We start from the raw sequence: 11,896 nt of genomic DNA, 5'->3' as shown, positions 1-11,896 counted from the left end.
TTCTATTATTATTAATAGATTTCTTTTATGTCTATTTCAATTGGCCGAATTCCATGTTCCTTACAAAATCAACAAACACTTTGATCAGCTGAAGATCCAACGACTCCTTCTTATAAATCATCCACGATTTTCGGTTGATAGGTTCCCCATATTTAGAGGTCAGCTTGATTTTATGCAGATCCTCCTGCTCTCCCAGCACAATCGTAGGCAGAATAGCATAGCCCAGTCCATTCAGAACCATTTCTTTTCCCGTCTCCATTTTATCCACTTCCATAGCAATGCTCGGAGGCTGGGAAAAGCGTTCCTTCCACCAATGATCTACGGTATTTCTTAAGGACTGGTCTGTTTTGTAGTTGATTCGGGGAAGATTGGGAAGATCGCTCAGCTCGATTTTCTTTTTGGAAACGACGCAAATGCTTTCCTCCAGCAATAAATGCTTTTCATCGGGCCAATCATAATCCCCACGAATCATGCCGATATGAACGTTTTGCTTATATACGGAATGAACGAGCTCAGAGCTCCAGTCCGTCACCACCCTTACTTCCACGTCGGGGTACTGCTCCAGAAACTGTTTCAAAATCGATGGAAGCCTGTAGGATGCAATGCTGCTGGAAGCCCCCAAACGCAGAATGCCGGTTACCTTGCTGTCCAGATTCCATAAATATTCTTTGGTTTTGCGCAGCTCAAGAAGCATTTCACGGGCATACTTCACCAGATACTCGCCTTGTGCGGTAAATTGAATGCCTCTTCTTCCCCGATTGACGATCTTGATTCCGAACTCCTTCTCAAGCTGCTGTAATCGATAGGTCAAAGCAGGCTGTGAAATATACAGCTGCTCCGCCGTCTTTGTGATGTTTTGCTCCCGATGCAGCGTTTCCAGGATCAGCCAGTCTTTATCTTCCATCATTACAAACCTCCGTTAGAAATCAACTTTTTCTATTATAATATATAGAATTTTAATATTATATTTATTTCTTCTCGTAAGTTACATTTAAAAATACAAAAACTAACTTTCTCCAATAAATCAAGGAGTGACGCGCATGTTCGATTTCGGAAAATTAGTAAAAGTACCGACAACTATCATGCGGGGAGGAACCAGCAAAGGGCTTATATTGCGCAAGGTTGACCTTCCTTCCGATCCGCAATTGCGGGATCACATGATACTCCGGTTGTTCGGCAGCCCGGACAGCAATCAAATCGACGGCCTGGGAGGCGGCACCAGCTTGACCAGCAAGCTGGCATTGGTAGGCCCGCCTTCAAGATCAGGCGCCCATATCGATTATACCTTCGGTCAAGTCAGTCTGGAGAAAAACGTCATCGATTATAAGGTAACCTGCGGTAATCTGATCACCGCCGTAGGACTTTATGCGGCAGAAGAAGGCTATGTGGCATTAACGGAGCCCGTTACCGAGGTCCGCATTTATAACACCAACATCAATAAGATCATCGTAGCTGAAATTCCGGTTGAGAATGGACAAATAAAGTATGAAGGGGATTTTTCCATTGCAGGCGTACCGGGCGTCGCTTCGAAAATCATGCTGAATTTTCTTGATTCCGGGGGAACGTTCACGGGAAAGACTTTGCCAACCGGTTCTCCGGTCGATACAGTTTGGCTTCAGGATGGACGACGATTTGAAATCAGTTTCGTCGACTGCTCCAATCCGGTGGTATTCGTCAGAGCGCACGATGTAGGGGCAAAAGGGACTGAACTTCACCAAGAAATCAACGGCAACAAGGAATTGCTGGATACATTGGAGCAAATTCGGGTACAGGCAGGAATCAAGACAGGTTTAATTCGACCGGATGAAATCGTCCATCCATCGACACACGCCTTGCCCAAGATAGCCATGGTCGCTGCCCCTGCAGATTATATCACTTCATCGAACCAAATGGTTCCGGCTGGAGATACGGATATTCTTTCCCGGTATCTTGCCATGGGTACGCTTCATAAAGCCCATGCGGTAAGCGGCGCCATGGCTTTGGCAGCGGCTTGTCAAATCCCGGGGAGTATTCCTAATCAATTAACGACTTCCAGCGGCGCCGGAGTACGGGTAGGTCATCCCTCCGGAATCCTGTATGTAGAAGCCAGAGTTGAACAACATAAATCCTCCTGGAGCGTAGAACGGGCGGCATGCGGAAGAACCGCGAGAAGATTAATGGACGGATATGCCTATATCCCTTATTCCGTGCTTGCAGCGCATGATAGATGAGTCCACGAGCAATATATTTCTTATTACAGGGCTTCCAGGCCCCGTTATTTCATGCAAAAAAATCAAGGGCTTGAACCCCAGAGGCTCAAACCCTTGATTATTCGTTTCTTTTGATGCGGACGAGAGGACTCGAACCTCCACGGTTGTTACACCACTAGAACCTGAATCTAGCGCGTCTGCCAATTCCGCCACGACCGCAAATTTATTTCTCCGGGAAAGTCTATCAAAGCACTTCTCCAAGGAGACAAGAAGTATAATACCATCGTTCAAAAGGGAAGTCAAGCATTTGTGTCCCCTTTTCTTCTAAATCTATATGATGCCATTCGTATGTTTACCGAGGCCATTAAAGCCGAAACTTCTTCCAACCCCCTGTGCCGTCAAGTGAAGTCGTTCTGATCGCAACACCCGGTTTGCTGCTGCTCACCGCGTTACCTATACTGCGCTGTCGGCTAGCCCTCCCTGTATGCGCGGAGCGCCTGCTGTGCCCAAGCTTCAAGCGCTTCCGGCGTCTCCTGCCGGGGAGCTGCGAACAAATGGGCCGCGTGGCCGGGACTCGTGAAATCCCGCATCAGGACCTCTCCCTCGACCCCTTCACCGCTCTTGCGAATTTTGAGAACATAATGCTCCTCCAACAAAATATACTCCTCCTGCATCCTCCCGCTTTCCTGCATTGGTTATCACTCCTTGATCTGCGCCGGTTCTTTATAACCTAAGGTGCCCCAAGCGCGGTCGCCTCATACGTCGGTTGTTGTACCCGTCACCGTCATATCGCTTTCTTCCAGCCGAATATTCAACTCCTGGAATGCAGCCGCCTTTGCTTTTGCAGCTTAACCGCGTTTACCCAAGCGGCTGCGCAATCCGGAACGAAAGCCGGCCAGCGGGAACGAAGGTACCGCATATTGGGCTTTTTTCGGCCATTATTCTTCCTCTATCGAGAACAAGGAAACTCTGGGTTCGGAAAACGGCTGATAGTGATAGCGCCGGTCCAGCTTGACCAACCGGCGGTTCGGTTTACGAATCATCACCGTGTTGTCGTCCCATGCGACTACAATGCCTTTGACATCGTTTGCGCTGTCCGCATCACGGACAACTCTCAACAGGGTACTCTCTAATCTATAAATATCCAGCTGTTCATCCGAAATCACGGATAACCCTCCTTTGGTTTAAGATTACCCCATCCAGGGGCTGCCATAAACCTGCTCAATCAGACTACGCGGGAGACACCGGCTTCAGGCCGGCAGTCGCTCTTCTTCCCACAATCGTGCGATGATAAATCGCGACAATGACAATAGCCGGCCCATCTTCCGCCATACTGGCGCGGCGCGATGTCCAACGCTTGGCGGTGGTCCGCAAGTTCGGCGTCTCCCTTTGGAGCAGTCGGAATGTTGTCTTGATTGTACCGCGCACTGCCCGCACCTGACAACCTTCGGGAGGGGTATGGCGCGAATTTCCATTTTGTCGATTCCGAACTGACAAGTCCGATTCGCGGTCGCGCTTGGCGATTCCGATATTAGCTCCCTTCAGACACGCCGGCGGGACAAGCGATCATTGCCAAAGCGGAGGAGGCTCTCGGTCACATCGAAGACCTGAAGCGCTTGTCGCAAGGCAGCCATTCGACGCTTCACCAAGAGCTCAGAGTGGCGGCGCTGTCCGGATTCATGCCCATCCTTGTGAAAACCATCGTTGAATTAAAAAAGGTGGCGCCGAACATCCAAACGAGTATTATCGAGATGGCTTCGCAGGATGTCGTCAACGAAATTCAAAACGATCGTCTGGATATCGGGTTAATCGTTTATTCCGGACGCGTGATGAACGCAGCCAAGGGACTTCTGTTTGAACCTATGCTTCCGGGGGAATTCGTATTGGTAACCGGCATGACGTCTCCGCTTGCGTCATTACGGAGCATCAAGCCGGATGTCCTGCTGCAGCATCCCATGGTTCTTTATCACGATAATTACCTGTTACAGTTCAAGGATCGCCTGATGGCCGAATACGGCCGAATAAATTTGCTGTTCGTTTCCAATAATTTGGATGCGCTCGATCAGGCCATGATCGAGGAGCATGCGTTTGCGATCGGACTCGATTTTTCCCTTGGGCAGGACCCGCTGGGTTGATAACGGCGATCTTGTCGTGCTAGAGTTGGATATGAACAAGCCTTCGCTTCAAATTGGCTGGGTATAACCTCAGAAGATCAGCCGCAATGAGACGATGAAACGGTTCATGGCATTGGTGAAACATAAATTGAACCCTGAAGCAAGGCCGTACTTGATGAATAGCTGAGCGACGTTCCATACTTTTGCATAATGCGGCAGCGAGGTGTCGGGAAATGAATGAGAATTTAAAAAAGCTGGCGGCCGAAAAAGCGGTGGAAACGCTGGAAAGCGGCATGATCGTCGGACTGGGCACCGGATCGACCGCTTATTGGGCGATCAAACGCATCGCGGAGCGCGTGTGGGAGGGGCTTGACATCAAGGGGGTCCCAAGCTCCGAACGTTCCGAACAATTTGCAGCGGAGTGGGAAATCCCGCTGATCGGCATCGAGGAGATCGACCGGATCGATGTGACGATCGACGGGGCGGACGAAATCGATCCTTTTCTTCGCTTGATCAAAGGCGGGGGCGGCGCGCTTCTGCGGGAAAAGGTGCTGGCGGCAAACAGCGACAAGCTTCTGATCATAGCCGACGAATCAAAGTGTGTGGAGACGCTGGGGCGGTTCCCGCTGCCGGTGGAGATCGTTCCGTTTGCGGTACGGCTGACGCTGAACCGCCTGCGGGAACTGGGCTGCACGCCCACCGTCCGTCTTGACGGCGACCGGCCTTACTGGACAGACAACGGGAACTTCATTGCCGACTGCCAGTTCGGTTCCATCGCGGACCCGGAATGGCTGGCCGTGCAGCTCAATCAAATTCCGGGCGTCGTAGAGAACGGCCTGTTCGTACGGATGGCCTCGGCGGCCTATATCGGCCGCAGCGACGGCACGGTCGAAATCATAAAATGAACGCCATTCAACGACAGGCAGCCCCGTGATTCAAAAAAAAACCTGTGCCGCCGTTTATGCTTCGGCGGACAGGTTCTTATGGAAGACTGCATTATCAGCAATCGATCATTTATTTAACTAACTGACATGTTCTCTTGAATCATTCGTTTCGAACCAGTAGTCGAGTACTCTGCTGGACATAACCCGCTTGTTGATGTAATCGACCTGCTGCTGCGAAAATTGCTCCTCCCATGAAATCTGGAGCTCGTTGCAAAGCTTTACGATCGTCAACAGCTCAGACCAAGCCACATACCGTTTGTACCAAAAAAATTGAGGATGCTCAATCATATAGGGATACAGATCGTCAAAATCCGTATGTTTACAATCAAGGGCACGTTCAAAGTGTAATTTCGCCTCTCTTAATTTGGTTACGAAAAAATCGGACGGAACTTCTTTCCCCATGCAAGTGGCACCTCCCCATGTTAGTCAGTTGCAGATGAACTGGCTTTAAGCATTGCTCATTTAATTCGCTTACTCATCATTATATAGTAAAATGCGCTTGGATGGAAGGCTTTCTGTCGCACGAAAATAAGTTCCGATACGGTTACTCGAATTGAATCTGCCCGTTGGCCAACGATGAGATTTTCACCAAAGACTCTACACGAACGCCGGATTCGCGGATCGTCCGGCCGCCGGCCTGGAATGATTTTTCAACCGCGATTCCCACACCGAGCAATGTGGCTCCAGAGCGTCGGATAATGCGAATAAGTCCTCGTGCGGCATCCCCGTTTGCAATAAAATCGTCTATAAGCACAACCCGGTCCGTTTCATTCAAAAATTCTTTAGATACCATGATATCCGTCACCATCCCTTTGGTAAAAGACGGTACACGTTCGCAGTAGGTTTCCGTATCCGTATTCAGTGTTTTCTTCCTCCGCGCAAATACAAGCGGGACGTTCAACTCTTGTGCGGCCGCAAAAGCGATCGGAATGCCGGACGACTCGATCGTAACAATCTTCGTCACGCCTTCTTCCCGAAACAGCTTGGCGAATTCCTGTCCCATCGCTGTTGTCAGGGCCGGATCGACCGCATGATTCAGAATGGCATCCAGCTTAATGACCTCATCGGATAAAACAACGCCCACTTCCCTTATTTTTTGCTTCAATAATTCCATTCTCCACGCCTCCGTCTCTGAACCTCTATTTGGATAACTTATCATAACGGCAAACTAGGTTTCAAGTATCTTCTTTAAGCGGATTCCATAAATTTATGCAACCTTTTATCTTGTTCCTTCGTCTATAACATTATAAGGAAGAAAGATCGTCTGCCGGAGTAAAAATGAAGCTTTGTAAATGGTAACCCTGTTTTTCATGCCATTTGACCGGATTCGGCGTTTTTTGGTCTTTGTGAAGCCGGCTGTGAAAGAGTATCATGAAGTAGGCTCAATGGTGTAATGTTACACGGAAAGGAAGTTCGTGATGAATAAAAGGCAAAGTTTCATCGGATTCTTATCCGTTATGATGGTGATAGCGCTCATCGCTGCAGGATGCACAAAGGAGCAAGCGGGACCGGGCGAGACTCCGGATGGAAGCGCACAAGCGGTCGTCTCTGGAACACTGGCACCCGGCGATGAAGCATGGTCACCTCAGACACCTGCAACGGACCCGTCTGCCGACGCTCCGCCGGACTCGGCTTCCCCTGCCGATACGAATGAACAAGTCTCTCTTGCCAGCGCACGTACAGAAGACAATGAAAAGAACGGCAGTGCTCCGAAAACCGGAGGCGGCACCAAGCCCAAAATCAAAATCGAATCGCCTTACACCGAAGCCAACCCGACTCTGCTCGGCTTCACGCTGAAGACCAGTGCGGAGGAAGTGGTGAGCAGGATCGGCAAACCGAGGGAGCAGTTCGTCATGGTAGACGATACCGATCCGATTACCGTATACGACTATACCGATTTCCTGATGGGCTTTAACCAAAAGAACGAACTGCTTTTTATCGATGTCAGAAGCGCGGATATCAATCCCGGACTGGGAGGCCTGAAGCTGGGCGATCCTGTCGCAAACGTGACAAAGGCGCTCGGCAAGCCGGATGTCAACACCACCTATGTACTCTCTTATAAAGCCAATGGCGCCATGCTGAAGCTGGATATCGATCCCAAAACACAAACCGTGAATTCGATCAAATTGTTTGCAGAATAAAATAACCCGCCCGGTTCGGTTAAAAACGGGCGGGTTATTTCGTGTTTAACGCGTTTTGTGCGAAAGGAATTGAAATGGTTTTCATCGATGCGCAGATGACCGCAGATGAAAGACTTATTTCGAGCCATACAGCGCCCGCTTGCGGTACCTCCAATAGATATAGGCCCCGACACAGGCGACGGCGACAATAACAAACACAGGCATACACAAATAATGATGCGCCGCCTCCAGGATTCGCGGAGCGTTCATACCAATCACATGTCCGAGCGTCAAGAAGGTAGTCACCCAGATCAATCCGCCGATCCCCGCAAAAAGCAAATAACGCCAAATCCCCACATTGCTGACGCCTGCCCAATAACAGGTAAAATGGCGCACCCCGGGAACGTAATACCCGAAAGCAACTGCCCACATGCCGTATTTTTTGAACCAGTTCTCCGCCACATGCAGCCGTTCAGGCGTAAGCTTGACCCATTTTCCATATTTATATAGAAAAGGCTTTCCGACCTTCCTTCCAAGAATATAGCTTACCACCATACCCGTCATCGCTCCGCAGAAGCTGACCGCCAATGTAACGCCGAACGATAGCAGCGGTTCCTCGGCTGCGGTAAGAGAACCGACAGTCGTCATTAAAATTTCATCAGGAACGGGAATACCGACGATTCCCAGTGCCAATAAACCATATAGAGCAAAATAACCGTAGTGATCTATCAATTGCAAGAGATGCTCCACCTTGACACGCTCCAGCGAAAAAGTTGTCGAAACTCAAGCTAGTCTCATTGTACCAGATGTTTGATATTTACCCAAGAACAACTTTCCTGACGGTCTTCCGGGCAATAAAAAGTCATGAGGCTTGACCGAATTTCATACGTTATATAGTAGCCAAGCCGTTAAAGGGGAGGATCGCATAAATGAGAAGATGGGGAAGCATCCTGCAGGTCAGCTTCACCTATGTAGGTACCGTCGTCGGTGCAGGATTTGCCACCGGGCAGGAAATATTGCAGTTTTTTACCCGCTACGGCTGGATGGCCACGCTGACCATCGGGATCGCGAGCGTGCTGTTCGTATGGCTCGGGATCAAGCTGATGCTGCTCGCCAACGTTGCAGGAGCCAAATCATATGAAGATCTGAACAAACTGTTGTTTGGGGAGCGCATCGGCAGCCTGATCAGCCTTTTTACCCTGATTTCTTTGTTCGGTGTATCCACCGTGATGCTGGCAGGCGCCGGTTCCGTCTTTTCCGAGCATCTGAATCTGCCTTACCAGGCAGGATTGGCCGTTACGCTGCTGTTGTCCTATGTGCTCCTGATCAAAGGAATGAACGCCATTATGACCGTCAATTCCATCGTCGTACCGTTAATGATGATATTCAGCTGCATCGTGGTTTGGAACGCTGTGAACTCACCGGGGTCCGCCAACTGGCTGCTGCTCGAAACCGGTTACTCCTTGCAGCGCATTTGGTTTGCCCCTTTTTTGTACGTGGCCTTTAACCTGACGATGGCCCAGGCCGTATTAGTCCCCCTTGGCGCCCAAATCGATGACCGTTCGGTACTGTTCTGGGGCGGATTATGGGGTGGAGTCGGCATCGGCCTGATGCTTATCGCAGGACATTTTGCCCTCTCCGCGCAAATGCCGGGCATTATGAATTACGATATTCCCATGGGCCAGCTGGTCTTGGGCCTTGGCTCGCTGCTGCCCTTGTTGTTTGTGCTCGTCATTTACGGCGAAATCTTCACTACCCTGTTGGCCGATGTGTACGGCTTATCCCTTCAGCTCGAACAACGGACACGCTTATCTTACAAGACCATCGTCCCCGTTGTTCTCCTGCTCAGCTATGGCATCAGTCAGATCGGCTTTAAAGCGCTGATCTCATCGCTTTATCCTTTACTCGGCATGCTCAGCATGGCCTGGATGGTCATGATGATGTGGCGCAGGACTCCTTCGATCCGTCCGAACTAACGATAAGGTCAGCGCTAAACGGACGATCAGCATCAGCATACCGGACAGGGTAAAAACGAATCCGCACAGCAAGTACCCGAAATGGTAAGGGGGATATTGATCCGCATCCCGCAATACGGCGACCAGATCTGTGAATAAGAACATGCTGCCGACCATAAACAAAACGAGCAGCGCATAATCGAAATAAGTCCATTTCAGCAAATGCGGGGCACTTTTTTGAAGCCAGCCGGAAGGGTTTCCCGGAGGTCCGTTCTCCTCCCCGTCCGGCTCCCCCTTACGGGCTTGAGCCCCGGCAAAGACCGACCAGGCCAGAAGCACGGCCGAGCCCGTCACGGCAAGTCCCAACGCACCGCCGAACAGAGCTAACAGCGTCATCATGGTTGCAGCACCTCACAAGCGATTATTGGATATTAAAAGGTATATCGGCTCAATTCATAGGCCATCCACACAAAAAGAGCAAACAACACAGCGGGAAGAATCGCTATGGACGCTTTTAAGATGCCTGCGGGTACGGGCGCTTCACGCCAAAGCAGACCCCATCGGCGCCAAGCGGATTCCGGCAGGGACAACGTTCCCGCCTCGTCCGATGAGAGGGCGGCGGCCTGTCCTGTTCCCGTGATGGTTTTTCGCTTTCGGCCGTCACGATACGTCATCTCGCGGGAGACACGCTGCTTGTTAGGCGATTCAGATGGTTCCGAATTCATGAACGGTCTCTCCCCTCGTCTTCACATTATTCTTGTACTACCCCTATAGTATTCGATATACTCAAAAAAAAGCAATGTTTCGATGCCAATCAGGAGGTAGTTCAATGCGTAAAGTAGCTGCCGTCACAGGCGGAGCGCAAGGGATCGGTAAAGCGGTTGCCCTTGAATTCATCAAAGCGGGCTATGAGGTGTCCGTGGCGGATACGGACCAGGAAGCAGGAGACGAGCTAGTCGCGGAAATCCGCGAGCTGGGCGGCAAAATCCTGTTCTTTCCCGCCGATGTGTCCAGGGAAACGGATATTGAACAATGGTTCAAGGCTATGCTCGAAGAGCTTGGCCGGGTCGACGTGCTCGTCAACAATGCCGGGATCGGCATTCACGGGTCCATGCTGGACCTGCCGCTGGCGTCATTCGATCGGGTCATCGGCGTCAATTTGCGCGGAGCGTTCGCATGCTCGCAGCATGCCGCCAGAGCTATGAAATGCCAGGGCTCCGGTGTTATTATTCATATGGCTTCTACCCGAGGACTGATGTCGGAAGCCGATACGGAAAGCTATGCTGCCTCCAAAGGCGGCTTACTGGCGCTCACCCATGCCATGGCCGTCAGTCTCGGCCCTTACGGGATCCGTGTGAACGCCATCAGTCCCGGCTGGATCGAGGTTGGTGATTGGCAGAAGGCATCCAAACGCCGGAATCCGGTCCATACCGAGCGTGACCGGCTGCAGCACCCGGTGGGACGCGTCGGAACGCCTGAAGACATCGCAGCCGCCTGTCTCTATTTGGCCGATGACCGGGCTGGCTTTATTACCGGGCAGAACCTCGTGATCGACGGGGGCATGACGGTCAAAATGATTTACGAAGAATAAGCACCTTATCCGTCTGACAATAAGGAGATTAGCATTATGTGGTTCGTATTTGCGGCTGCCTCATCGATCTGCTTCGGATTGAGAGGCATCCTGTATCAATGGACGTCGCAGCGGCCGATCCACCGTGATCCGCTTCTGTTCGGCGTTTTTCTGATGGGCGCGCTGGCCGCGCTGGCCGCCAGCCTGGTGACCGGACAAGCCTGGACCAGGCCTGTATGGATCGGAGTGCTCATGGGGCTGTTTTCATTTGCCTCCAACGCGTCGATGTATAAAGGCTTCGCCGTCGGTAAAACATCGCTTGTGGCGATGTTTACCGGCCTTCCGCCCGTAGTAGTCGTAGTGCTCGCTTATTTATTCTGGGGCGAAAAGCTGAACGGCTGGCAGCTGGTTTCGTTTCTGGTTATCATCGCCGGGATTATCCTGATCCGTTATTCCAGCGATCTGTCTCTGAACAATCTGCAAGGCGCCCAGTGGGGAGCGCTCGCCATGCTGTTCTTCGCCTTGAACGATCTCACCGGAAAGCAATCCGCCCTGCTTGAAGCGGCGGCAATGCCGACGCTCACACTCATGTTTACGACCGGCGCGATTTTGTTCGGGGTCGTATGGCTGCTGAATATGAGGCGGCAGGCTGCCGCAGGACTTGACCGTGCCGTGAAGGAAATCGCGGCGGCCGCGGAGGAGGCGGGAAGTCCTCCTGCCGCCGCCGCGGATTCGACAAAGCTGTGGTCACCCGGCAGAACGGTGCTGTGGGGGATGGTGGTCGGCAGCACGAACGCCATCGGCATGATGCTGCTCATGCAGGCGTTCAAGCTCGGAGTAACCGGACTTGTCAGCGCCGTCGTTTCGATGAATGTCGCACTCATCCTGATATATGCCCGTTTCGTGCTCAAAGAAAAATTCAGCCGCCTCGAATTGGGCGGCTTGTTATGCGTATTGACAGGCATGATTCTTTTGAGGCTGTCAGCTTAAAAGCATCATGCCGG

General features: G+C 51.3%; 16 protein-coding genes and 1 tRNA gene. 7 read left to right on the top strand and 10 right to left on the bottom strand.

What is annotated here, in order from left to right; genetic code table 11:
- Positions 1-31: 31 nt before the first annotated feature.
- The gene (locus BLT35_RS10820) at positions 32-904 is read right to left on the bottom strand and encodes a LysR family transcriptional regulator (protein ID WP_074727946.1); all 873 of its coding nucleotides are present in this window, start codon (positions 902-904) and stop codon (positions 32-34) included.
- Between the two features lie 136 nt (positions 905-1,040).
- On the opposite strand from BLT35_RS10820, the gene BLT35_RS10815 reads away from it, so the two are divergent.
- Positions 1,041-2,210 (top strand): 2-methylaconitate cis-trans isomerase PrpF family protein, encoded by a 1,170-nt coding sequence (locus BLT35_RS10815; RefSeq protein WP_054820159.1) that lies wholly within the window; start codon positions 1,041-1,043, stop codon positions 2,208-2,210.
- Positions 2,211-2,324: 114 nt separating this feature from the next.
- Here BLT35_RS10815 and BLT35_RS10810 read toward each other — a convergent pair.
- The 4 genes from BLT35_RS10810 to BLT35_RS26915 all read right to left on the bottom strand — a co-directional run bounded on the left by BLT35_RS10810 (position 2,325) and on the right by BLT35_RS26915 (position 3,563).
- A tRNA-Leu gene (locus BLT35_RS10810) sits at positions 2,325-2,408 on the bottom strand.
- A gap of 251 nt (positions 2,409-2,659) precedes the next feature.
- Positions 2,660-2,881, bottom strand: a complete 222-nt coding sequence (locus BLT35_RS10805; RefSeq protein ID WP_074727907.1) for a hypothetical protein — start codon at positions 2,879-2,881, stop codon at positions 2,660-2,662.
- Between the two features lie 246 nt (positions 2,882-3,127).
- Positions 3,128-3,355: a hypothetical protein gene (locus tag BLT35_RS10800; RefSeq protein ID WP_054820161.1), complete on the bottom strand. Its 228-nt coding sequence runs from the start codon at positions 3,353-3,355 to the stop codon at positions 3,128-3,130.
- A 64-nt stretch (positions 3,356-3,419) separates the two neighbouring features.
- Entirely contained in the window at positions 3,420-3,563 is a 144-nt protein-coding gene (locus BLT35_RS26915; RefSeq protein ID WP_217634712.1) for a hypothetical protein, read from the bottom strand.
- Positions 3,564-3,805: 242 nt separating this feature from the next.
- On the opposite strand from BLT35_RS26915, the gene BLT35_RS10795 reads away from it, so the two are divergent.
- Together BLT35_RS10795 and rpiA are read left to right on the top strand one after the other, a co-directional pair.
- A complete protein-coding gene (locus BLT35_RS10795; RefSeq protein WP_074727905.1) occupies positions 3,806-4,324 on the top strand; it encodes a substrate-binding domain-containing protein in 519 nt (172 codons plus the stop codon).
- A 212-nt stretch (positions 4,325-4,536) separates the two neighbouring features.
- Entirely contained in the window at positions 4,537-5,208 is a 672-nt protein-coding gene (gene rpiA, locus BLT35_RS10790) for a ribose-5-phosphate isomerase RpiA (RefSeq protein WP_074727903.1), read from the top strand.
- A 117-nt stretch (positions 5,209-5,325) separates the two neighbouring features.
- Here the strand turns inward: rpiA and BLT35_RS10785 are convergent, their stop codons facing one another.
- Positions 5,326-5,649, bottom strand: coding sequence for a hypothetical protein (locus BLT35_RS10785; RefSeq protein ID WP_074727901.1), 324 nt, complete (start codon positions 5,647-5,649; stop codon positions 5,326-5,328).
- A 142-nt stretch (positions 5,650-5,791) separates the two neighbouring features.
- Complete coding sequence (locus tag BLT35_RS10780) at positions 5,792-6,361, bottom strand: xanthine phosphoribosyltransferase (RefSeq protein WP_062407212.1); 570 nt, start codon at positions 6,359-6,361, stop codon at positions 5,792-5,794.
- A 304-nt stretch (positions 6,362-6,665) separates the two neighbouring features.
- Here BLT35_RS10780 and BLT35_RS10775 point away from each other — a divergent pair, with 304 nt between their 5' ends.
- The gene (locus BLT35_RS10775; RefSeq protein WP_054820165.1) at positions 6,666-7,388 is read left to right on the top strand and encodes a DUF4309 domain-containing protein; all 723 of its coding nucleotides are present in this window, start codon (positions 6,666-6,668) and stop codon (positions 7,386-7,388) included.
- 114 nt (positions 7,389-7,502) lie between these two features.
- On the opposite strand, the gene BLT35_RS10770 is transcribed toward BLT35_RS10775, so the two are convergent.
- Positions 7,503-8,105 carry a DedA family protein gene (locus BLT35_RS10770; protein WP_249929510.1) on the bottom strand — a complete coding sequence of 201 codons (603 nt, stop codon included), beginning with the start codon at positions 8,103-8,105 and terminating at the stop codon, positions 7,503-7,505.
- A 191-nt stretch (positions 8,106-8,296) separates the two neighbouring features.
- On the opposite strand from BLT35_RS10770, the gene BLT35_RS10765 reads away from it, so the two are divergent.
- A complete protein-coding gene (locus BLT35_RS10765; RefSeq protein ID WP_062407205.1) occupies positions 8,297-9,343 on the top strand; it encodes a YkvI family membrane protein in 1,047 nt (348 codons plus the stop codon).
- On the opposite strand, the gene BLT35_RS10760 is transcribed toward BLT35_RS10765, so the two are convergent.
- Both BLT35_RS10760 and BLT35_RS10755 read right to left on the bottom strand, forming a co-directional pair.
- Positions 9,269-9,721, bottom strand: a complete 453-nt coding sequence (locus BLT35_RS10760; protein WP_062407203.1) for a hypothetical protein — start codon at positions 9,719-9,721, stop codon at positions 9,269-9,271. The two genes, BLT35_RS10765 and BLT35_RS10760, sit on opposite strands and share 75 nt — an antisense overlap.
- A gap of 32 nt (positions 9,722-9,753) precedes the next feature.
- The gene (locus BLT35_RS10755) at positions 9,754-10,047 is read right to left on the bottom strand and encodes a hypothetical protein (protein WP_062407201.1); all 294 of its coding nucleotides are present in this window, start codon (positions 10,045-10,047) and stop codon (positions 9,754-9,756) included.
- 104 nt (positions 10,048-10,151) lie between these two features.
- Between BLT35_RS10755 and BLT35_RS10750 the strand changes: the two genes are divergently transcribed.
- Both BLT35_RS10750 and BLT35_RS10745 read left to right on the top strand, forming a co-directional pair.
- The gene (locus BLT35_RS10750) at positions 10,152-10,913 is read left to right on the top strand and encodes an SDR family NAD(P)-dependent oxidoreductase (protein WP_054820168.1); all 762 of its coding nucleotides are present in this window, start codon (positions 10,152-10,154) and stop codon (positions 10,911-10,913) included.
- 36 nt (positions 10,914-10,949) lie between these two features.
- Positions 10,950-11,882, top strand: coding sequence for an EamA family transporter (locus BLT35_RS10745; RefSeq protein WP_054820169.1), 933 nt, complete (start codon positions 10,950-10,952; stop codon positions 11,880-11,882).
- The last annotated feature ends 14 nt before the right edge of the window (positions 11,883-11,896 follow it).

The sequence above is a fragment of the Paenibacillus naphthalenovorans genome (assembly GCF_900099895.1).
Lineage (GTDB): Bacteria > Bacillota > Bacilli > Paenibacillales > NBRC-103111 > Paenibacillus_G > Paenibacillus_G naphthalenovorans.
This window is presented reverse-complemented; position numbering and strand designations above follow the sequence as displayed.